General features: G+C 71.9%; 16 protein-coding genes. 6 read left to right on the top strand and 10 right to left on the bottom strand.

Translation table 11 applies throughout. The features are described from left to right. Window positions 1–34: 34 nt before the first annotated feature. Window positions 35–1,030, bottom strand: coding sequence for a VOC family protein (locus WME89_RS32105; RefSeq protein WP_438003479.1), 996 nt, complete (start codon window positions 1,028–1,030; stop codon window positions 35–37). Next, window positions 1,020–1,631, bottom strand: a complete 612-nt coding sequence (locus tag WME89_RS32100) for a pyridoxamine 5'-phosphate oxidase family protein (protein ID WP_438003478.1) — start codon at window positions 1,629–1,631, stop codon at window positions 1,020–1,022. Before WME89_RS32100 ends, WME89_RS32105 begins: the two co-directional genes overlap by 11 nt. Before the next feature lie 225 nt (window positions 1,632–1,856). Here WME89_RS32100 and WME89_RS32095 point away from each other — a divergent pair, with 225 nt between their 5' ends. Continuing rightward, window positions 1,857–2,777 (top strand): helix-turn-helix domain-containing protein, encoded by a 921-nt coding sequence (locus WME89_RS32095; RefSeq protein ID WP_438003477.1) that lies wholly within the window; start codon window positions 1,857–1,859, stop codon window positions 2,775–2,777. A 130-nt stretch (window positions 2,778–2,907) separates the two neighbouring features. Here the strand turns inward: WME89_RS32095 and WME89_RS32090 are convergent, their stop codons facing one another. The 6 genes from WME89_RS32090 to WME89_RS32065 all read right to left on the bottom strand — a co-directional run bounded on the left by WME89_RS32090 (window position 2,908) and on the right by WME89_RS32065 (window position 9,793). Then, a complete protein-coding gene (locus WME89_RS32090) occupies window positions 2,908–4,734 on the bottom strand; it encodes an amidohydrolase (protein ID WP_438003476.1) in 1,827 nt (608 codons plus the stop codon). Then, entirely contained in the window at window positions 4,731–5,288 is a 558-nt protein-coding gene (locus WME89_RS32085) for an antibiotic biosynthesis monooxygenase (RefSeq protein WP_438003475.1), read from the bottom strand. The genes WME89_RS32090 and WME89_RS32085 overlap by 4 nt, the downstream gene beginning before the upstream one ends. Window positions 5,289–5,299: 11 nt before the next feature. Continuing rightward, a complete protein-coding gene (locus WME89_RS32080; RefSeq protein WP_438003474.1) occupies window positions 5,300–5,977 on the bottom strand; it encodes a hydrolase in 678 nt (225 codons plus the stop codon). A 355-nt stretch (window positions 5,978–6,332) separates the two neighbouring features. Then, entirely contained in the window at window positions 6,333–7,886 is a 1,554-nt protein-coding gene (locus WME89_RS32075; protein ID WP_438003473.1) for a hypothetical protein, read from the bottom strand. An 8-nt stretch (window positions 7,887–7,894) separates the two neighbouring features. Further along, window positions 7,895–8,500 carry a fused MFS/spermidine synthase gene (locus WME89_RS32070; RefSeq protein WP_437618373.1) on the bottom strand — a complete coding sequence of 202 codons (606 nt, stop codon included), beginning with the start codon at window positions 8,498–8,500 and terminating at the stop codon, window positions 7,895–7,897. A gap of 165 nt (window positions 8,501–8,665) precedes the next feature. Beyond that, window positions 8,666–9,793: a hypothetical protein gene (locus WME89_RS32065; RefSeq protein WP_438003472.1), complete on the bottom strand. Its 1,128-nt coding sequence runs from the start codon at window positions 9,791–9,793 to the stop codon at window positions 8,666–8,668. Between the two features lie 962 nt (window positions 9,794–10,755). On the opposite strand from WME89_RS32065, the gene xylA reads away from it, so the two are divergent. After that, on the top strand, window positions 10,756–12,087 hold the full coding sequence (xylA, locus tag WME89_RS32060) for a xylose isomerase (RefSeq protein WP_438003471.1): 1,332 nt from the start codon (window positions 10,756–10,758) through the stop codon (window positions 12,085–12,087). 132 nt (window positions 12,088–12,219) lie between these two features. Here xylA and WME89_RS32055 read toward each other — a convergent pair whose 3' ends face one another. Beyond that, complete coding sequence (locus tag WME89_RS32055) at window positions 12,220–13,218, bottom strand: SGNH/GDSL hydrolase family protein (RefSeq protein WP_438003470.1); 999 nt, start codon at window positions 13,216–13,218, stop codon at window positions 12,220–12,222. Window positions 13,219–13,586: 368 nt separating this feature from the next. Here WME89_RS32055 and WME89_RS32050 point away from each other — a divergent pair, with 368 nt between their 5' ends. Both WME89_RS32050 and WME89_RS32045 read left to right on the top strand, forming a co-directional pair. Continuing rightward, a complete protein-coding gene (locus WME89_RS32050; protein ID WP_438003469.1) occupies window positions 13,587–14,432 on the top strand; it encodes a helix-turn-helix domain-containing protein in 846 nt (281 codons plus the stop codon). A gap of 623 nt (window positions 14,433–15,055) precedes the next feature. Next, entirely contained in the window at window positions 15,056–15,682 is a 627-nt protein-coding gene (locus WME89_RS32045) for a glutathione S-transferase family protein (protein WP_438003468.1), read from the top strand. A gap of 69 nt (window positions 15,683–15,751) precedes the next feature. Here WME89_RS32045 and WME89_RS32040 read toward each other — a convergent pair whose 3' ends face one another. Beyond that, entirely contained in the window at window positions 15,752–16,591 is an 840-nt protein-coding gene (locus tag WME89_RS32040; protein WP_438003467.1) for an inositol oxygenase family protein, read from the bottom strand. 300 nt (window positions 16,592–16,891) lie between these two features. Between WME89_RS32040 and WME89_RS32035 the strand changes: the two genes are divergently transcribed. Together WME89_RS32035 and WME89_RS32030 are read left to right on the top strand one after the other, a co-directional pair. Next, window positions 16,892–17,038 carry a hypothetical protein gene (locus WME89_RS32035; RefSeq protein WP_438003466.1) on the top strand — a complete coding sequence of 49 codons (147 nt, stop codon included), beginning with the start codon at window positions 16,892–16,894 and terminating at the stop codon, window positions 17,036–17,038. Next, window positions 17,035–23,541, top strand: a complete 6,507-nt coding sequence (locus tag WME89_RS32030; protein WP_438003465.1) for a pentapeptide repeat-containing protein — start codon at window positions 17,035–17,037, stop codon at window positions 23,539–23,541. Before WME89_RS32035 ends, WME89_RS32030 begins: the two co-directional genes overlap by 4 nt. Window positions 23,542–23,776: the final 235 nt, after the last annotated feature.

The raw sequence follows: 23,776 nt of genomic DNA, 5'->3' as shown, positions 1-23,776 counted from the left end.
GCGGCCTCGCTCAGCTGGCCTGCCGCGGGCGTGCTCAGTCAGCCTGTCGAAAGACGATCGCGGCGCCGAGCGCCGCGGCGGCCGGGACGAAGAGGTCGCCGGCCGCCGACCGCCGCAGCGGCAAGCCGTTCTCCTCCAGCAGCCTCCGCGCGGCGCCGAGGTCGCGCACCGCGACAGCGTAGGCGGCGAAGGCCGGGAGCGCGGGGGCCCGCTCGCCCGGCAGGAGCGTGTCCAGGTCGGCGTCGGCGACGAGGGTGACCTGGGAGCCCTCGAGCTCGAAGACGCGCGTCGGCCCGTCGGCGCGCGCGGGGCGGCCGAGGTACTTCTCGTAGCGGCGCTCGACGTCGGGCAAGGCGGCCCGGGCGACGCAGAGCACGGACCCCACGAGAGCGACCGCGCCGTTCGGGTGATCGAGGTCGAGCTGCGCGTCGAGCACCTCCGCCGGCGGGTCCTCCGCCACCGCGAGCCTCCCCTCGGACACGCGGCCTGCCCTGGCCTCCTCCGGCTCGTCGCTGTCGATCTCGACGAGGCGGGTCGGCTCCATCCGCGTCCCGCTCGCGGTGTCGATCGGGCGCCGGACGGTGTTGACGCCCCCGTGACGGACGCCCTCCGCGCTCAGCCGGCCGGCGGTGGCGTCGGCGTCGGACGTCTTGAAGACGAGGATGTGCAGGCCCTGGAAGCGCGCGAGGCACGAGGCGACCCTGGCGACGGTGCTGCGGATGGCCGCGGTGATCCGCGGCAGGTGCTCCGGGGGAGCCTGGATGGGGATGCGCCTGGCGCCGCGCGGGAGCCGGTCGGGATCGTCGTCGCTGACGCAGCTCATGAGCTCGACGAAGCTGCGCGGGAAGTTGGCGTGGGTGTTCGCCGCGCCGATCGGCCGGGGAGGCTCGCCCTCCCTGAGCGACAGCACGGGGCAGGCGGGCGGCGACAGGTGAAAGCCGAGCCGCCGATAGAGCTCGAGGCCTTCCTCGAGGTCGCTCACCACATGGCCTACATGGTGCAAATGCAGACGATCGATGTCATGCCCCATGGACGTCACCTGTTCCTGAAGGGGCTCCGGGCGTCGAGCCGCCCGCGTCCCCGGGCGGCGGGGGCAAGCCCGGCAGGCCGTCGATGCTCTTCGTGTTCTTCTCCAGCCGGTAGCGCGGGAGGCCCTCCGGCCCCTTGCGCTCCGCCCATTTCGACAGCGTGTCCCGCTCGCCCTCGTACGCCATGAGCGGCACGGCGTAGCCGCACGACGTGGCGATGCGCTCGAGCGCCACGCGGATCACCGACCGGACGCCCGGCAGCGGCGGGAACAGGCTCGCCAGCGCGTCGAAGCGCGGGTCGCCGGGGAAGACCGGCTCGCCGCGGCCCTGGAGGCGCACGATGCGGGGTGGCCCGGCGAACGCGCAGAACATCAGCGTGATGCGGCCGTTGTCGCGCAGGTGCGCGATGGTCTCGACGCCGCTGCCGGTCAGGTCGAGGTAGGCCACGGTCCGCGGGTCGAGGACGCGGAAGGTGTCGTACCCCTTCGGCGACACGTTGACGTGCCCGCCGTCGCCCGAAGGCGCGGAGGCGACGAAGAAGAGGCGCTGCTCGGCGAGGAAGCCGGTGAGGTCGTCGTCCAGCTCGGAGAAGGTCCGTCCCATACACCCTCCTGTGACAGGCACGGCCAGGCCGCTCCAGGGCGCCGTGCTGCGCGCGATGGAGCAGGGCCGTGGCTCGCTGCCGCGTCACGCGGTGCTGTGGGGGCCGCGCGGCGCGTGGGGGAGGGGGAAGCGGACGGGCTCGCCCGCGAGGCGAGACGTCGCTCTGGGCTTCGATGAAGCGCGGCCGTAGAGTGACCGTGCAGCTGGCCGACGACGCACCGCTTCATGAAGGACATCTCGGAACGCAACCTGTACCTGCGCTACGCGGACGCGGCGCAGATCCGGACCCTGGTCACGCGCGACCTGGGAAAAGGGATCATCGGCTTCTCACGTATACGCTGCGATTTCGACGACCTCGGCATGCTGGACGCCCACGAGCCGGAGCATGCCTACCTCGTCACACTCCGCCTCAGCGACTCCCACGAGGACGTCTGGGTGGACGACCGCCACATCTCCACGTTGAGGCCGCCCGCCGGCCTGGCGAGCGTGCTCGACTACCGCCAGGACTGGCGCGCTTGTATCCACAAGCGCTTCGACGCGGTGAATTTCCACGTCCCCCAGGCCGCGTTGAAGGCGCTCGACGCCGACGAGCGCCGGCTCCAGAGCTCGGAGCTCCACGTCGCGCCGGCGGTGCCCGTCGACGATCCCGTGATCCGCGCGCTGGCCAGCGCGGTCATCCCGGCGCTGGACCACCCCGAGCAAGCCAATGCGCTGTTCCTCGATCATATCGGCTGGGCGCTCGTCGCTCACCTCGGCAAGACCTATGGTCACGCGGCGCCGGCCGCCAGCCAGGGCTGCCGGCGCCTCACCCGGTGGCAGGTGCGCCGAGCGACGGAGCTCATCGAGGAGAACCTCGGCAACGACCTCCGGCTCGCCGACCTCGCCGACGCTTGCGGCGTCTCGATCAGCCATTTCGCGCACGCGTTCCGGGAGAGCATGGCCATGCCGCCCCACCGCTGGCTGCTCCGCCGGCGGGTCGAGCGGTCCAAGGCCCTGATGCTCGACCCGAACCGCTCGCTCGCCGAGATCGCGCTTCGCTGCGGCTTCAGCGATCAGAGCCATTTCACGCGCGCGTTCCGGAAGATCATCGGTGTGCCCCCGAGCTCGTGGCGCCGGAGCCACTGCGCCGGCACCTCGCCCCCATGACCCGTGGCTCCGGCGCGGGTCGCGGAGGTTCACACCTTCAATGCCATCGTGCTTCCGGTGATGGGGATTCGTCCCTGTAGCGAGCCTGGCTGGAGCCCGTCAGGGCGCGGATCAGGCGCGCTCGCGCGCGTCAGAACGCGAAGCACTCGCACCCGCCGTCGAGCAGCCCGCGCAGCCCTGAGAGCCACCGCGGAAGCTCCGTCGAGCACCGGTGTGTCGGCGCTTGCCTGTGCGCTCGATCGACGATGCCCTCCTCCGCGGGCGAGCGCCGCCACGCGCCGGGGTGGTGGTGCACCGGCGACCAGTCGGGCATGACGGGCAGGTCCCCCGGGTCGAGCGGCTTGAACTCGCCGGCGGCGTACACCGGCTTGCCGCCGAGGATCGTGAGCACCGACTCGAGCGACTGGATCTCCTCGTCGGGAACACGGAAGTAGTCGTCGCTCAGCACGGCCAGATCGGCGAGCTGACCGGCCGCGATCGCGCCGCGCGCGCCCTCGTCGCGCGACATCCAGGAGCTCCCCTGGGTGTACAGCCGGAGCGCCTCCTCCCGCGTCAGCCGCGACGCCGCGGGGTAGAGGGAGAGCCCTCCGAGCGTCCGCCCCGTGGTCATCCAGTACAGCGAGACGAACGGGTTGTAGCTCGCCACGCGCGTGGCGTCCGTGCCTGCCCCGACAGGGATGCCCATCTCGAGCATGCGCCGGATCGGCGGCGTGCGCTCCGCCGCCTTCGCCCCGTACCGCGCCACGAAGTACTCTCCCTGGAAGGCCATCCGGTGCTGGACCGCGATACCGCCGCCGAGCGCCTTCACGCGTTCCATGCTGCGGTCCGAGATCGTCTCGCAGTGGTCGAAGAACCAGTGCAGCCCTCCGAGCGGCACGTCGTGGTCGACCTTCTCGAAGACGCCGAGGAATCGCTGGATCGACTCGTCATACGTGGCGTGGAGCCTGAATGGCCAGCGGTTCTCGGCCAGGAAGCGCACCACGCGCTCGAGCTCGGCCTCGAGCGTCCCGGCGAGGTCCGGGCGCGGCTCCAGGAAGTCCTCGAAGTCCGCCGCGGAGAAGACCAGCATCTCTCCGGCGCCGTTGCAGCGGAGCAGGTCGTCGCCCTCACCGGGCCTCACGGCCCTGGACCAGCGCGCGAAGTCCTCGAGCTCCGCGCCGGCCTTCTGCGTGAAGAGGTTGTACGCGATGCGCAACGTCATCTCGCCGCGCTCGTGGAGCTGGCGGATGATCTCGTAGTCCTCGGGGTAGTTCTGGAAGCCGCCGCCGGCGTCGCACACGCTCGTCACGCCGAGGCGGTTCAGCTCCCGCATGAAGTGGCGTGTCGAGTTGACCTGGTACTCCGGCGGGAGCTTCGGCCCCTTCGCCAGGGTCGCGTAGAGGATCGTCGCGTTCGGCCGCGCGATCAGCAGGCCGGTGGGGTTGCCCGCCCTGTCGCGGGCGATCTCGCCGCCGGGCGGGTCGGGCGTCTGCTTCGTGTAGCCGCAGGCCCGCAGGGCCGCGCCGTTGAGCAGGGCCCGGCCGTAGAGGTGCAGGATGAAGACCGGGGTGTCCGGCGCGGCGGCGTTGATCTCGTCCAGCGTCGGCATGCGGCGCTCGGCGAACTGGAACTCGCTCCAGCCGCCGACGACGCGCACCCACTGCGGGGCCGGCGTGCGCGCCGCCTGCTCGCGGAGCATCCGGAGGGCGAGCGACAGCGAGGGCACGCCCTCCCAGCGCAGCTCCATGTTGTAGTTCAGGCCGCCGCGGATGACGTGGAGATGGGAGTCGTTGAGGCCGGGGATGACCCTGCGCCCGCCGAGGTCGACGACCCTCGTCCCCGGCCCGCGGTGGAACGCCGAGGCGTCGTCGACCCCGGCGATGCGCCCGTCGACCACGACGACCTCCCGCGCCTCGGGGCGACGCGGATCGAGCGTCGTGATGCGTCCGTTGACGAGGATGAGATCAGCCGTCTTCATGAGTCTCCTTTCGCCTGGTCCTGGTGGAGCCACCCGGCGGCCGCCTTCACCAGGAGGGGCATCACCGCCCACGTCAACGCGACGACGATGCCGGCCGCGACGATGCCCGCCGAGAGCGCGCGAGGGAGGCTCGCTCCGAGCAGGGGCATGAGCGCCGCCGGCACCGCCATGCTCACGGGCCAGACCGCGATCCACGTCAGCAGCGCCATCTTCCAGCGGGGCGGGCTCGTCGCGTGGGGGTGGGGGAACCACGCTTCGAGCCCGCCCAGCTCCCGGGTCGTGGGGTCGCCTTCGACCATGGGCTCGCTCTTCGCGAGCCACTCCCTGTACAGGTCTGTCTTGTAGAACGCCTCTCGATCGGCCGCGCTGGCGAAGCTGCGGAGGATGCCGTACTCCATCGAGCCGGAGCCCGGCGCGGGGAGCAAGAGCTGCACCCCCAGCGCGCCGTGCTCGGCCAGGGACCGGCGCGCGAACTCGGCGAGGCCTCGCTCGAACGCCGCGGCGTGCTCTCGCCGGACGCGCCGGGTGATCGCGATGTGGATGGTCTGACCCATGCGCGGCCGGCCTAGTGACTGCCCTTCTTCGGCACGATCTGCGGCTTCGCCGCGGACTGAGGCGCGTGGTGGACCATCGTGTAGGCGTACTCGACGCCCACGCCGTAGGCGCCGGCGTGCTGCTTGAGCAGCGCCATGAGGTTGTCGTAGTGCTCGCGGCGCGCCCAGTCGCGCTGCCACTCCAGCAGCGCGGGGATGGTCGTGAGGCGCACCGCCCCTGCCTGGACCATGCGCGACAGGGCCGCTTCCTGGGCCGCAGGAGAGGTGGCCCCGCAGCAGTCCTCGACGACGTAGACGTTGTAGCCGGCGCCCAGCAGCTCGATGGTGGGCCACGTGACGCAGACCTCGGTCCACAGCCCCGTCATGAGGAGGTTCTTCTTGCCGGTCGCCTCGATGGCCGCCCGGAACGCAGGGTCGTCCCACGAGTTCATCGAGGTGCGCTCGATGACAGCCTGGCCGGGGAACACGTCGAGGAGCTGAGGCCACACGTAGCCGCTGAAGGACTCCGTCTCCACCGACGTGATGACGGTCGGGACGTTGAACTCCTTCGCCGCCTTCGCGAGGAGGGTCACGTTGTTGATCAGCGTCGCGCGGTCGATGCTGGCGACACCGAAGGTCATCTGCGGCTGATGATCGATGAAGACGACGGCGGTGTCCTGCGGTGTGTACAGCTTGTGGTACTGGTTCATGTCTCGCCTATCACTCCTGCCACTGACGGTCATTGACGTCATCGCGGGGCACCGACGGCCGCTCACGATCGAGCCGACAGGCTTGCCGGCCGCGAGCAACGTGCGCACAACCTCTCTCGGGCTGACGCGTACGTCACACTGCCCGTTCATCGCCGGATCCTCTTGAACAAACCTGCCGGAACCGGATCGTCCTTTCATCCCCGAAACGGCCGCTGATCGGGGGACGAAGGTGACAGGTTCGTCCTAGCGCTGCGAGCGCGGAGCGGACGGGGGCCGGCGGAGCGGCCTCCGCCGGGCGCGGGACCTGCTCTCGCGATGGTCCAGGTGCCCGGGCGGGCAGCAGGCACCGGGCCGCTCAGGGATAGGTGTCCAGGTCCCACCACTCGTTCGCCATGTTGTCGTCCGTGATCACCGGCTGATCCTGGGTGCGGCGCAGGATGGATTCACGGCCCTCCCAGGTGGGGATCCCGCGCCAGTCCTGCTCTCGCAGCAGGTCGAGCTCCGCGGCGCGCGCGCCCGGGGGGAGGACGGGCTGTCGGTCGATCCGCCACTGCTCGAGCTTCCGCTCGAAGCGCCCGTGGTCGATCGCGATCGGCTCGTCCGATGCGATGAGCATGTTCTGGTATCTCATGGCGTACGGAAACACGGTCGCCACGGTCTTCTGGGCGGCAGCCGAGTATGTCGCGTTCACGTAGAGGATCCCCCCGGGCTGGAGGCGTCCGCGCGAGATGGCGAGGTACTCGCGCGAGAGCAGGTTGGCCGCCTGGGCGCGCCAGTAGACGATCGTGTTCTGGATGATGACGTCGAACCGCTGCGCCGTTCGCCCGAGATGGCGCCTCCCGTCGTCGATGATGATCTCCACCTTGGGGTTCTCGAGAGCGCTGGCCAGCGTGGGAGTCTGGCGCATCACCTCGACGTAGCCAGGGTCGATCTCGACCACGGTGATCCGCGTGACCTCGTCGAGGTTGGCCAGCACCTGCAGCCATGCGCCGGCGCCCAGCCCGATCATCAAGATCTCCCGCGGACGGGGGTGGAAGGCCGGCACCAGGTAGGCGCGCAGCACGCGGTTGTCGTCCGGACGCGGGAGCGGATCGGTGTTCGTCTGCCCATCGTAGGAGCCGTTGCCGTAGACGACCCCGCTCGTCGTCAGATTGACGACGCCGCTGCGACCTTCGACGGTGTGAGCGAACCGCTCGCCCGTCACGAACTCGTCCTTGTAGAGGAGCCGCTCGTACAGCTGGTCGTGCAGCGCCGGGGAGCACCACGAGAAGAGCCCGAACAGGAGCGCCGCCGTGGCGCCGAGGACCACCCTCGAGAGAGGCGTGGTGAGCCCGGTGATCACGAGCGCCGCGCCGAGCGCCGACCCGGCGGTCGCCAGGGCGGTGTTGAGGCCGCGCAGGGAGATCGCGTCGAGGAGCCAGAGGCCGGTCGCCAGGCTGCCGAGCGCCGAGCCGACGATGTTGCCGACGACCATATAGGAGAGGCGGCCGCCCGCCCGCTCGTCCGCGGGGATGGCGAAGTGCGATAACAACGGGAGCCCTGCGCCGAGCCCGGCCGCGCCCACGGCGAAGAGCGGGAGCGTCGACTCCGGTGGTACGCCGGGCCAGCTTGCCCCCAGGCCTCGCGCGCTGACCAGGCGGGCCGTCGCCGGGATCACGAGGAATGCCGCCGAGCTGGTGAGCGCCATCACGGTCCCGACGATCGCCAGCTGCGGGCGGCGACCCGGCGCTGCTCGCCGGCAGTACTCTCCTGCGACGAATGCCCCGAGGGCGAGGCCGACCAGGTACGCCGCGATGAGCAGCCCGAAGGCGTCGGGTGGGCCTTCGGTCGCGAAGGCATACGTGCGCACCCACAGGATCTCGTAGGAAAGCGCGATGAAGCCACTGAGGGCGGCGGCGACGCAAGCCACGGGCAACCTCATTCACACCTCCGGCGTACGTCCCCGAGCCGGGTGCCGACCACGACCGCGACGCCGAGGACGACGTTGAGGCAGGCCGCCGCCGCGACGGTGCCGCTCAATCCCAGCGCCGGCAGCAGCGTGCGCACCGACACATAGGCGCCTGCCGACGCCCCCAGCGTGTTCACGAAATAGAGCGTCCCCACCGATCGGCCGACGTTCCCCGATCGCGACACCGCGTGTCCGACGAGCAGCGGCAGGGACGCCCCCATGAGCGTCGTCGGCAGCAGCAGCAACGAGAACGCGACGAGGCCGGTGGTGAGGTGGCCGATGACTCCGGTGATCCTGGCGACGCTATCGAACAGGCCGAGGCTGAAATAACCGAAGATGCCGATCCCGATCTCCGCAGCACCGAACACGGGCAAGGCCGCACCAGGGCGAGCCCGTGAGATCGCGCCTCCGAGCGCGCTGCCCGCGCCCAGCCCGAGCATGAACGCCGTGACCACCATCGTGACCGAGGTGATATCGAGCCCGTACAGGGAGAAGAGCGCCCGCTGCCAGACGATCTGATACACCAGCGCCGCCGCGCCGGAGAAGAAGAACACGATTCGAAGCCAGAGCGCCATGGGTGCACAAGGGCACTGCCAGTCTAGTGGCAAACGCCCGCGCCGTCACGCGCGACGCGCGAGGCGAGCCGGTCGGCGCGCGCTGCCCCGACGGAGCGAGCAGCAAGTCGAGATGCTCCTTCCTGCACCACGCCTCCGGCCCTCCGGGCCAGCGCCGTCACCCCTTCAGGGGCCGAGGTCGCCGTTGAACGTGAAGCCCGTCCCCAGCGGGGTCATGACGAGCTTGATCAGCGGCACGTCGACGTGCGCGCGCAGCGCGCCGTTGTCCAGTCCGCGCCCGGTGCAGCCGGAGAACGCGACATGGACAGCGCCGCGGCCGGCGGCGTCTTCCACCAGCAACACCGCGTCTGCCGGGGGCGGCGCCGGCGGGAGCAGGCACTCCTTCGGGTCGACGTCGGGGTTGGGGCCGGGCGCTGCCGAGCTCAAGGCGGCGGCCAGCGCGGCGGCCTCTTGCCCGGACAGGCGTGCTGAGGTCAGCAGCGCATCGGCGGCTGTGCCGTAGTAGCAGATGGAGATCGAGCTCGGGTTGCCGGGGGCCATGGCCGAGCGCGCGGCGGGGTGCGTCGCCTGGGGGCGCTTCCCCGCGGGGCGCCTGGCGGGACACCCGTTGTGGTCGACGCTGACCAGCTGCGCGCTGTCGAGGATCCGGCGTGCGATCTCGGGATCGTGGGCCCGGACCGAGACCAGGACACGCTGCGACGGGATCCTCAGCCAGCCGAGATAACGGCCGTCCGCGCCCCGCCCCTCCGTGCGCTCGGCGCTCACGCCGCCGAGCGACACGCCACGTCGCGTGAGCCCCGGACCTTTCATGGCGTCCTCCGGCGCATCGGGGCCGATGATCGCGACCTGCTTGCTCGGCGTCTCCGGCGTCAGGCACTGGCGCTGCGGCCCCTGCGCCCGGACGACGGTGGGCCCCTGGGTCATGTTGCAGCCGTAGTCGTTGACGGCCCAGCCGGCCGGGACCTCGATCTGCACGCCGAGGGAGCTCTCGATCCGCCACCCCGCGGCGCCCGCGGGCGGGGGCGTCGCGGAAGGCGCGGCGCTGGCGACGGGCGCGGGGCTGTCGATCGGCGCGGCGCTGGCCGCCGGCCCAGCGCTGGCGGCCGGCCTGGACCCGGCAGCGGCCGTTCCTGACGCGTCCGGGGCGGCACGCGCGCAGGCGGCCATGCCGAGGCCGAGCGCGCCGGCCGCGAGCGCGAGCGCCATCGCGCGGGCAGCCGGGCGCCCCCGCCGGTCCGGACGCCACGGGCGCTGTCGTGCGTCGCGCTCGCCGCCGCCGGCTCCGGTCCACACGCCCCTTGTCCTCTCGCCGCCTCGATCTGCGTTGGTCATCTCTGTCCCTCAGGGTCCGGGCGGCAGAGCGGCGCCGCCGCGGCACCTACCGACGGAAGAAGCGGTGATCCGGTCTACTTGTCTACACGATCGGCGGCGCCCGTCGCGATCGGCGCGAGCCAGTCAGCTATGTGACCGGGGGCGGTGCTGGTCCCGATGGAGCGCGGCGGCGGGAGCGGCGGGAGAGAGCCCGGGGAGGGCGGCGGCGGGAGCGGCGCGAGCGAGCTCGGCGAGCTGCGGAGAGCGGCGGCGGCACCGCGGACCCGCCCGAGCTCCTCGCCCGCCACGGAGGCCGCGCGCGCCGCGTCCGCTTCCGCGGCCCCCGGGACGTCGAGCTCGTCGACGGTCCACTCCCGGGCACGGACCTCAAGGACAGCTCCGTGTGTCAGAGCACATCCCGGTGAACGACCTGGAGGCGCGGAGGTGGTGCTCCGAGCGTACCTTTCATGCCGCCGCCTGCTGCATCGCCACTTCTCCGCAGCGGCGCCGACCTGCGCCCCCGCGACAGGCGATCCCTCGTCGGCTCGCGCCACCCGCCGCCCCGGACGCCAGAGGGCGGTGCGTTCCGCCTTACACACTTAGTAAAGAGTATTGACAAGGGCGCGCTGAGCTGGTATTCAAGCGTAACGTCCGCGCGAACGCTGCTGACGGCGCGAGCTGCGGGCGAGTTCTTGCCTCCCGGGGCGACGGACGCGCAGGGCTCGGTCCCGCTCACGGTTAGCTCACGTCGACGGTCCGCCATCACGCGCTGAAGTACCATGTCGCTGCAAACATACCGCCGCCGTCGTGGACCAGCTCGAGCAGCAGGCGGGCGCGGCAGGGGGCGGCGGTACTTTACCTCGCGGACTACCTCGCGGACGCCTTCTTGTCGAAGGCGCCCTCTGATATAAGGTGCACGCAGACCACCAGCTGGAGATCCGTTTATGACCGTTGTGACTGGCGACAAAGAGTACTTCCCTGGTGTTGGCAAGATCCCCTACGAGGGGCCTGAGTCCGACAACCCCCTCGCCTTCAAGTGGTACGATGCCAACCGAGTCGTCGCTGGCAAACCCATGAAGGACCACTTCAAGTTTGCTGTGTGCTACTGGCACACGTTCTGCGGTCGTGGGCACGATCCGTTCGGTCCTGGGACGATCAACTTCCCCTGGGATGAGGGCAAGGACGCGCTGACCCGCGCTCGTATGAAGATGGACGCGAACTTCGAGTTCATCACCAAGCTGGGTGCGACGCATTACTGTTTCCATGACATCGACCTGGTGGAAGAGGGCGACAGCCGCGCCGAGACGTCGCGTCGTCTCCAGGGCATCGTCGAGTACGCCAAGCAGAAGCAGTCGCAGTCGGGCATCAAGCTGCTGTGGGGCACGGCGAACCTGTTCTCCAACCCGCGCTACATGAACGGCGCCTCCACGAACCCGGACTTCTCCGTGCTCGCCTACGCCGGTGCTCAGCTCAAGGACGCCCTCGACGCCACCATCGCCCTGAACGGCGAGAACTACGTGTTCTGGGGCGGCCGCGAAGGGTACATGAGCCTGCTGAACACGGACATGAAGCGCGAGAAGGCTCACTTCGCTCGCTTCCTGACCATCGCTCGCGACTACGCGCGCTCGCGCGGCTTCAAGGGCACCTTCTTCATCGAGCCCAAGCCGATGGAGCCCTCCAAGCACCAGTACGACTTCGACGCGGAGACCGTGATCGGGTTCCTGCGCCAGCACGGCCTGGACAAGGACTTCAAGCTCAACCTGGAGACGAACCACGCGACGCTCGCCGGTCACACCATGGATCACGAGATGCAGGTCGCGGCGGACGCCGGGATGCTCGGCAGCATCGACGCCAACCGCGGCGACTACCAGAACGCGTGGGACACCGATCAGTTCCCCTACAGCATCAACGAGACGGTGGAGATGATGCTCATCCTGCTCCGCAGCGGCGGGTTCCAGGGTGGCGGCGTCAACTTCGACGCCAAGCGCCGTCGTAACTCGACGGATCTGGTCGACACCTTCCACGGGCACATCGGCGGCATGGACGTGTTCGCTCGCTCGCTCATCATCGCCGACGACCTGATCCGCAAGTCGCCGCTCGAGTCGATGCGCAAGGCTCGCTACGCGTCGTTCGACAACGGCAAGGGCGCCGACTTCGAGCAGGGCAAGCTGACGCTGGAGCAGCTGGCCGAGCTCGGCAACGCCGGTGGTGAGGTCAAGCTCACGAGCGGTCAGCAGGAGCTCTACGAGAACATCGTCAACCGTTATATCCGCTAAGCCGAGCGACCGAGGGAACGACAGCCGGGCGACGCCGCTGCGCGCCCGGCTGTTCTCTTCGGGGCGAGCGCGCCGCTCAGGTCGTCGACCTGAGCCGAGCGACGCTCGCCTTCGACCCGACCGCGGGCCGGCTCACCTCAGGTAGTCCTCGATCGCTTCGTACCAGACGCCCGCCATCCGGGCGTAACCAGCCTGATTGGGGTGGACCTGGTCGCCGAGCTCGGACGTGGGGAAGCCCGTGAACTGATCGGCAAAGATGATGTGCGCGCCCGCGCTGGCTCGCTCCTCGACCAGCCCGGGGATGGCGGCGTTGAACGTATTCACCGAGCTCGCGGCGAACGGCAGGGGAATGATGCTGCTCACGACGATCAGCGCGTCCGGCGCCTCGGCGATCAGCTCGTCCAGGAGAGCGCCCAGGCGGGTGTCGGCGCCGTTCGCGCTCGACACCATGTCATTGGTGCCCGCATGGAGCAGCACGATGTGCGGCATATCTCTGAGCGCCGGGGTCGGCACGCGATTGGCGATCTGCTGGATGGTCTCTCCGCTGATCCCCTCGTGGTTGCGGGGGAACGGCACGCCATCGACCATGGCGGGGCCGTTCATCTGCTGCGTGCCCGTGAAGGTGACGTCGTGGTCGTCCTGCTGGGCCAGGTGGAAGAGCTCGACGCGGTACCCGCCATCGAAGCCGAGGCCGAAGGTGATCGAGTCCCCGAGGGGCAGGATCTTGCAAGGGCCCGTCTCCGGGCAAGGCTGGAACCCTGCGTCGGGGGAGCCCCCAGTGCCGCCCGAGCCCGTGGACGTCGCGGTCGTGGAGGAGCTTGTACTTGTACCCGTGCCGGCCCCGCCGCTTCCCGTGGTTGCTCCCGTGGGCGCCTGCCCACCCGAGCCAGAGGTCCCCGTCGTGACGCCCGCTCCGCTCGTGGTCGAGGCGCCTTCCGAGGCCCCACCCGTGCCCGCCGCGGTGCCGCTGGAGGTCGCGCCTCCGGACCCGCCCGAGCCATCGGACGACCCGTCCGAGGTGCTGGAGCAGGCCAGTGAACCGAGAAGGAGAAGGCTCGCCAGGGGAATCCCGCGGGCGAAGGCGCCGAGTGCACCACGGCGAACGAGGTGCGGAGAGGTCAAGGTTGACATGTGAGCAGAGCTCCCGGTCGTATTCGACCGATAGGGTGAAAAATTGTATTTCAGACAGAAGCCCAGCGGGAGCTCGGCGCAATGCCACGCCCCCCGCGCAGCCTCTGCGAGGAAGTGGCGGGAAGGGTAGGCAGCGCTCGCGGCGATGTCGTTCAAGTTCTCGGCGAAGCTTTTCAGGATCTCGACACGCGGGCTCCGATCCGCGCGACGCAAGCGAGCAGAGGTGTGCGGTCGGGCACGCTTCGTGCAGTTTCGTGCAATTCGTGCAATAGCTCTGTGCAAGAAACGCTTGACCCCTTGTTCTTCGAAGTCGACGATGTTCCGGGTCGACCCCGAGCATGACCGCGGCGTTTTCAGCAAAGTATGGAGTGGCTCTCACCGGCTCGGACTGGGTGGGGCTGCCTCTCCGGATCGGGCACGTGCCCGAGAGCGGTCGGCTCGAGGGGTTATCGACGGAGTCGGATGCGGTCCTGGTCTGGGTGGGAGGCCCCTCGCAAGTCGACATCTGCTTCGTGGAGCCGGCCTCGGGAGAGCCTCGGGAGCATTCCTTCGAACGGCTCTCGGGCATGATGGACCTCTTGCCGCGGCGGACGCGGCTCCTCAGCGTCGAGTGGCGGGGGCGACCGTCGGTGTGCACGTCGGTGAACTTCCCCGAAGCGTCGATGTCGGCGCTCTGTTCGTCTCCGTCCCCCGGCCTGGTCCCGGAGCGGGGCCCACAATTCGGTCTGGTCGACGCCCACGTGGTCGACCTGGTTCATCGCCTGCAGGCGCAGGCCATGGGGCAGGAGTACTTTGGGGCCGTCTACGTGCAGTCGCTCTCCCTGGCGCTGGCTTCGTACGTCTCGGCGCGGTACGGAGCGGGGGCCAGGGCGGGGCTCGCGCTGCGCAACGCGAGCCTCTCGAGCGACCAGCGCGCTCGGATCGAGAAGTTCGTGGACGGCGAGCTTTCCTCGAACTTCGGGCTCGTCGACCTGGCGGGGCTGGTGGGCTACTCGCCGGACCATTTCTCGCGCTTGTTCAAGCACGCCTTCCAGCAGACTCCCTATCAGTACGTGCTTTCACGACGCATCGAGCGGGCGATGACCATGCTCCGGGACGAGCGGCTGTCCATCGCCGAGATCGCTCTGGCTTGTGGCTTCGCCAATCAGGGACATCTCACGACGGCGTTCAAGCGTCGTACGGGGACGACGCCCGGCGCATATCGAAAGAAGTGAGCCTCGTCCACCTCCGTGTACCCACCCGCGACGAGCACCCGGCCGTCCTGGAGCACCGTGGCCGTGTGCTCGCCTCGCCGGGTGATCATGGGCGGAACGCTCTCCCACGACGGCGTGCCGTCCGCCCACGCGGCGCCCGCGGGCAGCATCGCAAGCCCGCAGGCAAGGGGGATCCCGAGCCTCCACATCGATCGCATCATCCCCTATCCCTCCGCCGCCCTTCGTTGCCTGTGGCCGGGTGAACATTCACCGCAGCACGAAACCGCGCGGCGGCGCGTCGCGACGACCTCGCGTCTGGCCGCCGCGCGCGCTCGCGCTCCGGCCGGCCGAACCGGCGGGCGAGGGGACATCCCTTGTCCGGGCGATCCCTCGTGACGGCAAATCGACACCAGCTCAGCGGCGCGTCCTCGCGACGCCGCTGCGGGCGCCCCTCGCGCGGCGAGGAGGAGGACGGCCCGCCGCGGACTCCGGCGCTTGACGGGGCAGCGGGCCCGCGGTATGCGCCAGTGGGCTGGATGGAGGTCTGTTCTCCAGTCTGCTTTCCAGTTTCCAGGGAGAGCGACCATCGCTGTGGCGGCCGAGGACGCACGGCGCTGCCACACGTCGCGAGCGAGGGGCCGCAGATGATCAAGATCTACAATTTCCCGCGCGGCGCTCGCGGCCTGCGCGCGATGTGGCAATGCGAGGAGATGGGCTTGCCCTACGAGGTCGAGGCTGTCTCCTACCCGCCGAGCGAGGCCTATCGCGCGCTGAACCCGCTGGGCTCCGTGCCGTTCCTCGAGGACGAGGGCGGCGTGGCGATCAACGAGTCTGTCGCGATGATGCTCTACCTCGCGCAGAAGTACGGGCCGACGCCCCTCTTGCCCGGCAAGGACGACCCGGCGCTCGCGCGCGTGCTTCAGATGACCGTGTTCGGCGAGGCGACGATCGGGGCGGGGTTGAATCCGCTCATGGCCGCCCACTTCGGCGCGCCGGAGGCGGACAAGCGCAACTGGTCGGTGCGCTGGCAGGAAGCGCGAGTAGAGGACTCCGCGCGCTTCGTGGCCGACATGCTCGGCGATGGCCCTTTCATCGCCGGGGCCGAGCTCACGCTCGCCGACATCTGCTTGAGCACCGCGTTCGGAATATGGCGCGGCGCGCTCGGCAAGACGCTGCCGGACAGGCTCGCCGCCTACCACGAGCGGGTGGCCGCGCGGCCCGCCTACCAGCGCGCGCGGGCGCACTGCAATGGCCAGAGCGGTGCGACGTGAGCAGGAGGGCGGCGTCGCGCCGGCCCGAGCGTCGACCCGGGCCTGGCGCTCGTCGAGCAGGAGTTCGCTTCACCAGCGGAGCTCGGCCGGCAGGAGCTCCGCGATCAGGTCCTCGTAGAACGGCTTCAGCCGCGCCACGTCCGGCGGGGCGTCGGCCTTCGAGTACAGATCGTACGGGTTGAACCGCCGCACCCACTCCATCATCCGCCGATCTTGCTCGTTCATCAGGTGCGCGTAGGCGCCCTCGCGGTGCGCCGCATAAAACGAGTGATATCGGATCATGTAGAGCGCCTCGAGCGGCAGGTGGTCCTTCACCACATGATACAGGTACTCGTCGTGCCCCCACGACATGTGCACCCGGGAGAGCCCCGCGCCCTCCTCGTAGATCCCGCACGGCGTCTGGTATGCCGGGTTCGCCCTGTCCGGGTTCCGCGCGAAGAGCTCGGGGAAGACGATCCGGTCCGAATAGGCGCAGCCCACCGGGAAGGTGTCGCCCACCACCGCCCACTGCGGCTCGCCCCACGTGCACAGGATCTTCCCGGCATCGTGGATCAGCGCGGTCAGCACGAACCACCGCGGCTGCCCGTCCCGCCGCGCCGCCTCGGCGGACTGGAGCGCATGCGCGATCTGCGATAGCTCCGTGTCCGGATCGCTGTCGTCGACCACCTGATCGAGCAGCTCGAGCACCTCCCACATGCCCATCCGGCGCCGGTCGAGGCCGAGGTACTGCCGCTCTTTCTCCTGCACGAAGGCGAGCGTCTGCCCCTCGTGGTTCAGCCGGTAAAGCTCCTGCACGCTCGGCCGCGCCTCGGCGCGGTGATCGCGGAACGCCGAGATTTCCTTGTTTTCCGCTGCTGCGCGCGCGGCGCTCCCCTCAACGCCCGACGTCTGCTCACGCTGCTCGCCCATCGCTCCGGCCCATAGCGTACCACCCTGTCCAGCGCCAGCCGCCCCCGCGGCGCCGCGCGGGTTCCGAGCGGTTCGATGCGGCGGTGCTCGCGCCGCGCCCCACACCGGGCCAGCGCTGGCCCATGTCGCCCCCGTCCCGCGTCGCCCGCGCGTCTGCGTCGCACCTACGCCGGCGCCATCTACAGCCTGGCGCCATCTACAGCTATTGCGGGGCCGCACGCTTTGGCCGCACCATGGGCTCGTGTGACGTGGGCGGAGGGCCGGGCGCGCCCCGGCCCGGCATCGCGGGGGGAAGGCATCTTGTTGATCTCGTCGACGAAGAAGATCTCTTCGGGGAGCCCCGCGCTCGCTCCGTCGCTCGACGGCGCCGCGCCGCGCGCCGTCCGCCCGTCCGCTCGTCCGCCCGCCGCGCCCGACGAGGCCGAGCGCCCGGTCGCCCCGTCATGACTGCCTCCACCCCGCCGCTCCCCGCCTCGATGTCCCCGTTCCTCGGGAGCTTCCGCGAGGTGCACCGGCTCGTCGAGCGCGTCCCCGGCTTCGTCCTGCTGCCCATCGAGGTCCCCGGCCCGGACGTGGGCCGCGCGCTCGGCGACTTCCTGACCCGGGAGGGGCGCCGCGCGCTGGTGCTCGAGCCGCGCGACCACGAGGCCACCTGGAACGATCTCGTCTCCGCCCTCTACAGGGCAGAGCCCGAGCCGAGGGGCGTCGTGATCCTCATCGGCTCCGACCCGCCGCCCGCGGCCGCGCGCGCGGGCCTCAGGCTCCTCAACCAGCACCAGCGGCACGACACGCTGTCGAGCCGCCTCGGCTGCCCGCTGATCTGGTGCGGCTCGCCGGGCTTCCTCGCCCTGTGCCGGGAAGAAGCGCCCGACTTCTGGGCCACCCGCACCACCGAGATGCGCCTCTCCGAGGAGCCCGCCCAGGGCCCCTCCGACACAGCAGCGCACCGCCTCAAGGCCGCCGCCTGCTCGCAGCGCACGCCGCCGCGCGGCGCGGCCGCGGGCGCCGTCGAGCGGCACGGCGATGCCGCGCGCGACGTCCTCGAGGCGGCGCGGGCCCGGGGCGATCGGGCCGCCATCACGTCGTCGCCGAGCGGCGCGGCGGCGCTCGCCGACGCGCTGCTCGCGGAGGGCGCGCTGGACGACGCCGCGCGCGTCATCGCCGAGGCGCTCGACAGCGCCCGCGGCGGCGGCGCGGCGGAGCCCCCGGCCGAGCTGCTCCTGCGCCAGGCGACCATCGAGCGGCGCCGGGGCCACGCCGTCGCCGCGGCGGCGACCCTCGGCGCCCTGCTCGCGCGGCCGGGCGCCGCGCCGGCGGTGCGCCTGCGCGCCCAGCTCGAGATCGCCGGCCTGCTCGAGGACGGCGGCGACCTCGCCCGCGCCGAGGCGAGCTACCGCGAGGCGCTCGCGCTGGCGCGGCAGGTCGGCGACGCGGAGCCCGAGGCCCGGGCGCTGATCGGCGCCTTCAGGATCGCGGCGCGCACGGGCCGGGCCGCCGAGGCCGAGGGGCCGCTCGCCGAGGCGCGCGCCATCGCGCAGCGGCTCGGCGACCGCGCCCTCGAGGCCTCCGCCGTGGCAGCCCAGGCGCTCGCGGCGATCGGGCGGCACGACGCCCAGAAGGGCCGGGAGCAGATCTCCGAGGCCAAGGCGCTCCACGCCGCCGGCGCGCGGCAAGGCGCCGCGCCGCGCGCGGGCGCCGAGCGCGAGGTGGGGCCCGTGGACGTGCTCATCGTCACGTCGCAGAAAGACGAGCTCGAGGCGTTGCTCGCGCTGGGCGACGGCGGAGAGGGCGAGGGGGGCGAACGCGCGTGGCGCGAGCGCCGCGACCTCGGCGGCTTCCGCTACTACCGGCGCACGCTCCCGAGCGCGCGCGGCGGCCCCCTCGTCGTGACCGCCGCGTGGATCGGCGAGGCGGGCCTGCGCACCGCGGCGATCCGGGGGCAGCACCTGCTCGCCGAGCTCGATCCGGCGTGCCTCGCGATGTGCGGCGTCTGCTTCGGCGACCCGCGGAAGGTGGCGCCCGGCGACGTGATCGTGGCGGACCAGCTCTACAGCTTCGACCAGGGCCGGCGCGCCGCGCAGCCGGGCAACGACGCGGAGCTCTGCCACGACCTCCGCGCCTTCAACCTCCAGGCCGCGTGGAAGATGGACGCCGCCTACCTCGCGCGCGAGCTCGACCTCTCGGCGCTCTCCCGCGCGCGCCCGCCCTCCAGGGCGGCCGAGCGGCGGTGGCTCCTGCACGCGCTCCACGCGCACGAGGCCGAGGGCGGGCCGACCCCCGTGGCGCACCCGGAGCGGCGGCGCGCCTGCCCGGGGTGGACCGCGCGGCTCCAGGAGGCGCTCCAGGACGGCCTCGTCGCGATGAAGGGCGGCGCGCTCGGCCTGACGCAGGCGGGGCGCGAGAAGGTGCTCGAGGAGCGGCTCCTCTACCCGGACGCGCTGCCCGCCGACCCGCCGCTCCGCGTGCACGTCGGGGCGATCGCCAGCTTCACGGCGGCCGCGCCCGACCCGGGCGTCTGGGACCGGCTGCAGCGCGTCGTGCCGGGCACGCTCGGCCTCGAGGCGGAGGTCGCGGCCGTCGGCGATCTCGCGGCGCGCTTCCCGCGGCGCGCGATCCTGATGCGGGCGGCGGGCGACAGCGCCGGCCCGCAAGGCGACGACAGCCTCCGCGCCTTCGCGTGCCGCGCCTCGGCGGCGGCGCTGCTCGCCTTCCTGCAGCAGCACCTCGCGCCCGAGCCGCGGCTCGATCGACCTTCCATGCCCGATCTGCGCGAGCTCGCGCTCGGCGAAGACGGCGAGCGCCACCCGCGCGAGAGGGAGCTCGCCCTCGAGGAGCGGCGCGACAGCTTCCTCGACCGGGTCGAGCGCGTGGCGCTCCTGCGCGACCCCGCCGCGGCCGTGACGAAGCACCGGGCGCCCCCGCCGTTCGCGGGCGTGCTCGAGGTCGCGGTGCAGGACGGCCGGCGCGTCGACGTCCGGGTGATCGGCGTGCTCGACCGGTCGATCACCGAGGAGCTCGTCACGCGGTACGTGACCGAGGTGGAGCACCGCTTCCGGCAGCAGGACCCGTACCTGCGCTCGACGCTGGTCCACACCGACCCGCAGGCCCCGCCCGACCTCGCCCGGAGCGCGGCGCGCCGCGGCGTCGTGCTGAAGAGCTTCTCCGAGTTCCAGGGGCTGATCGACTTCGGCCGGTACCTCGCGTGGCAGACCGATCGCATCGAGGCCGACCCGTCGTACCCGCCGTGGCTCTACGTCGAGCAGCCGGCGGTGGTGAGCCTCGGCGACCGCGAGAAGAGCGCGACCGAGAGCGCGCTCGACGCGCTCTGGCGGCTGCTCGACGCGCCCCACCGGCGCTTCGCGCTGGTGCTCGGCGACTTCGGCGAAGGCAAGACGTTCCTCCTGCGCGAGCTCTCCCGGCGCATGGCGCGGGAGAAGCACCCGCTCGTGCCCGTGCTCATCGAGCTCGGCCGCATCGAGAAGCAGCGCTCGCTCGACTCGCTCCTCGCGCAGCATTTCGCGCTCGCGAACGAGCCGGTCGACCTGCGGGCCTTCCGGTACATGCTCGCCGAGGGGCGGATCGCGCTGCTCTTCGACGGCTTCGACGAGCTCGCCCTGCGGCTCACCTACGACCGCGCGCTGGAGCACTTCGACACGGTCGTCCAGGCGGCGGAGGGGATCGCGAAGGTCGTCGTGGCCAGCCGGACGCAGCACTTCCTCACCGATCCGCCGATCAAGCGGGAGCTCGCCCGGCGGGCGGAGCAGCTGCAGGGCTACCGGCTGGTGCAGCTCCAGGGGTTCGGGGAGAAGCAGATCCAGCGGTTCCTGGGCAACCTGAGCCCGGAGCCCGCGGAGGCCGAGGCCCGCTACCGGCTGCTCCACGAGGTCAAGGACCTGCTCGGGCTGTCGGAGAACCCGCGCATGCTCGGGTTCATCGCGAAGATCGAGCCCGACAAGCTCCGGCAGGCGAAGGCGCGGACCGGGACGATCACGGCGGCGAAGCTGTACGAGGTGCTCGTCGAGCAGTGGCTCGACCACGAGCACGCGCGCGCGAACCCGCGGGGCGCCCCGCGCGGCATCCCCCGCGACGCGCTGCGGGCCGCGATGACGACGCTGGCGCGGCTGCTCTGGGACCGGAACACGCCGGCGGTCGCGCTCGGCGAGCTGCCGGAGAGCCTGATCAAGGGCGCGCAGCCGCCCGACGCCCCGCCGCTCGAGCGGGCGATCATCGAGCACCTGATCGGCTCGGGCTCGCTGCTCGTGCGCGACGCGGAGGGGGCGTTCTCGTTCGTCCACAGGTCGGCGCTGGAGTGGCTCGTGGCCGAGGCGGCGGCGCGCGAGGTGAAGGCGACGGGCGACAGCGCGGCGCTCGGCGCCGACGAGATGAGCGAGCTCATGGTCGACTTCTTCGTGTCGCTCGCGGGGCGCAGCGCGGCGGCGGCGTGGGCGCAGCGGATCCTCCACGGCGCGGCCGAGGGCAACGCGAAGGACAACGCGCTGCGCGTCGCGCGCTGGCTGGCCAAGGACGAGGGGGCCCGCAGCGACCAGGGAGGGGAGCTCCGGGACGACACCGACGTCGCGGCCGGCGTCAACCTGGCCGGGCAGGACCTGAGCGGGTGCAACCTCGCCTGCGCCGACCTGCGGAAGGCCAATCTGACGCAGGCCAACCTCTGGAGCGCCACGCTGGTCGAGGCCCGGCTGGCCGGCGCGTCGCTCGGCGCGGCGCTGCTCGCGCGGGCGGATCTCACCGGCGCCGACCTCCGGGGCGCGGATCTCCGGGGCGCGGATCTCTCGTTCGCCCGGCTGGTCGGGGCGGATCTGACCCGCGCCGATCTGACCGACGCGCAGCTGCGCGGCGCCAAGCTCATCGGCGCTCGCGGGGTGTCTGTCGCGTCGCTGGCCGCGGACGGCGCGGCGCTGGCCGCGGAGGGCGCCGCGCCGCCGCGGCCGCGCGAGGCCGATCCGATGTGGGCGCCTGCCTCGCCGTGCAACGCGGTGGCGTGGAGCCGGCTGGGCGATCTCCTGGCGGCGAGCCACGAGGACGGCTCGGTCCGGCTCTGGGACGCCGTCACCGGGCAGGCGATCCGGGCGATGCACGGGCACCACGGCGCGGCGATGAGCGTGGCGTTCAGCCCGGATGGCCTCCTGCTCGCGTCGGGCTCCTCGGACCGGACGGTGCGCCTGTGGGAGGTCGCGACCGGCCGCGCGCTGCGCACGTTCGAGGGCCACTCGCACGGGGTCCGCAGCGTCGCGTGGAGCCCGGACGGGCTGCTGCTCGCGTCGGGCTCGTCGGACAAGACGGTGCGCCTGTGGGAGGTCGCGACCTGCCGCTTGCTCCGCGCGTTCAAGGGTCACACGCTCGGGGTCCGCAGCGTCGCGTTCAGCCCGGATGGCCAGACGCTCGCGTCGGGGTCGTCGGACAAGACGGTGCGCCTGTGGCGGGTCCGGAGCGGCCACGCGCTGCGCTGCCTCGAGGGGCACACCGACTGGGTCCTCGGCGTCGCGTGGAGCCCGGACGGCCACGCGCTCGCGTCGGGCTCGTCGGACCGGACGGTGCGCCTGTGGGACGCCGCGGGCGGCCGCGCGCTCCGCGTCTTCGCGGGGCACACCGACTGGGTCTTCGGGGTCGCCTGGAGCGCCGACGGCCTCACGCTCGCCTCGGGGTCGCTGGACCGGTCGTTGCGCCTGTGGGAGCCCGGGAGCGGCCGCGCGCTCCGCGTGCTCGAGGGCCACACGCACGGCGTGTGCAGCGTGGCGTTCAACCCGACCGGCCAGACGCTCGCGTCGGGGTCGCGCGACAAGACGGTGCGCCTCTGGGAGGTCGCCCGGGGCCACGCCCTGCGCAGCTTCGAGGGCCACACCGACTGGGTCCTCCACGCGGCGTTCAGCCCGGATGGCCACACGCTCGCGTCGGCGGCGGACGACAGGACGGTGCGCCTCTGGGAGGTCGGGAGCGGCCGCGCGCTGCGCACGTTCAAGGGCCACACGCACGGGATCCGCAGCGTGGCGTTCAGCCCGGATGGCCACGCGCTCGCGTCGGGCTCGGACGACAAGACGGTGCGGCTCTGGGAGGTCGCCCGGGGCCGGCTCCTGCGCTCGTTCGAGGGCCACGCGCACGCGATCCGCGCCGTGGCGTTCAGCCCGGAGGGCGAGACGCTCGCGTCGGCGTCGGACGACAGGACGGTGCGCCTCTGGGACATCGAGAGCGGCCGCGCGCTGCGCACGTTCGAGGGGCACGCGCACCGGGTGTGCAGCGTGGCGTGGAGCCCGGTCGGGCTGACGCTCGCGTCGGGCTCGGACGACAAGACGATGCGCCTGTGGGAGGTCGCCCGGGGCCGCGTGATCCGCACGTTCGAGGGGCACACCGACGGCATCCGCGGCGTGGCGTTCAGCCCCGACGGCCTGCTGCTCGCCTCGGGCGCGGACGACCGGGCGGTGCGCCTCTGGGAGGTCGGGAGCGGCCGCCCTCTTCTCGCCTTCGAGGGGCACACCCGCGGCGTTCGCGGCGTGGCCTGGAGCCCGAGCAGCCAGCTGCTCGCGTCGGGGTCCTCCGACAAGACGGTGCGTCTCTGGGACGTGCAGCGGGGGCGCCTCGTCCGCACCCTGGAGGGCCACAAGGCCTCTGTTCAGGGCGTCGCCTTCAGCCCCGACGGCGCCCTCCTCGCCTCTGCGTCCGCCGACGGCACCCTCCGTCTCTGGGACGTCGCCCTCGGCACCTGCCTCGCGATCCTCCTGCCCTGCCCGGAGGGGTGGGCCGCGTTCAGCCCTGACGGCCGCTACAAGCTCGGCGGCGATATCGCCGGCTCCTTCTGGCACGTGATCGGCCTCTGCCGCTTCGAGCCAGGCGAGCTCGACCCGTACCTGCCGAGCCCCCTGCGCATCCCGGGCGAGGAGCCCCTGGGCGCGCGCCCGCGCTCCGGGGCGCCGCCTGCGAACGGAGCGAGCCGGTAGGGCCGAGCGCGGCTCCGGACTCGAGCCCACGTTCCGCGCAGGGACGGACATCCAGGTCTCAGGCACCGAGTCGCGAGATCGGCAACACGATTCCTGGATCGTGCCCGGATGCTCCGTGGATCTGCGTTCGAAGCTTCGATGTCGCGCTGGCCAGGCTGGTTGCACGATGCGGCTGCGCTGCCTACGCTCGCGTCCAAACGACGAGCGACCCGCGAGAGGAGCGGCGAGCCCACCG

It is taken from the genome of Sorangium sp. So ce321 (assembly GCF_051530195.1).
Classification (GTDB): domain Bacteria; phylum Myxococcota_A; class Polyangia; order Polyangiales; family Polyangiaceae; genus Sorangium.
This window is presented reverse-complemented; position numbering and strand designations above follow the sequence as displayed.

Excerpts from the sequence above, each read along its gene's own strand:
- WME89_RS32105 (WP_438003479.1), bottom strand. The coding sequence starts at position 1,030 with ATGGGGCATGACATCGATCGTCTGCATTTGCACCATGTAGGCCATGTG.
- WME89_RS32100 (WP_438003478.1), bottom strand. The coding sequence starts at position 1,631 with ATGGGACGGACCTTCTCCGAGCTGGACGACGACCTCACCGGCTTCCTC.
- WME89_RS32095 (WP_438003477.1), top strand. The coding sequence starts at position 1,857 with ATGAAGGACATCTCGGAACGCAACCTGTACCTGCGCTACGCGGACGCG.
- WME89_RS32090 (WP_438003476.1), bottom strand. The coding sequence starts at position 4,734 with ATGAAGACGGCTGATCTCATCCTCGTCAACGGACGCATCACGACGCTC.
- WME89_RS32085 (WP_438003475.1), bottom strand. The coding sequence starts at position 5,288 with ATGGGTCAGACCATCCACATCGCGATCACCCGGCGCGTCCGGCGAGAG.
- WME89_RS32080 (WP_438003474.1), bottom strand. The coding sequence starts at position 5,977 with ATGAACCAGTACCACAAGCTGTACACACCGCAGGACACCGCCGTCGTC.
- WME89_RS32070 (WP_437618373.1), bottom strand. The coding sequence starts at position 8,500 with ATGGCGCTCTGGCTTCGAATCGTGTTCTTCTTCTCCGGCGCGGCGGCG.
- xylA (WP_438003471.1), top strand. The coding sequence starts at position 10,756 with ATGACCGTTGTGACTGGCGACAAAGAGTACTTCCCTGGTGTTGGCAAG.
- WME89_RS32055 (WP_438003470.1), bottom strand. The coding sequence starts at position 13,218 with ATGTCAACCTTGACCTCTCCGCACCTCGTTCGCCGTGGTGCACTCGGC.
- WME89_RS32045 (WP_438003468.1), top strand. The coding sequence starts at position 15,056 with ATGATCAAGATCTACAATTTCCCGCGCGGCGCTCGCGGCCTGCGCGCG.
- WME89_RS32040 (WP_438003467.1), bottom strand. The coding sequence starts at position 16,591 with ATGGGCGAGCAGCGTGAGCAGACGTCGGGCGTTGAGGGGAGCGCCGCG.
- WME89_RS32030 (WP_438003465.1), top strand. The coding sequence starts at position 17,035 with ATGACTGCCTCCACCCCGCCGCTCCCCGCCTCGATGTCCCCGTTCCTC.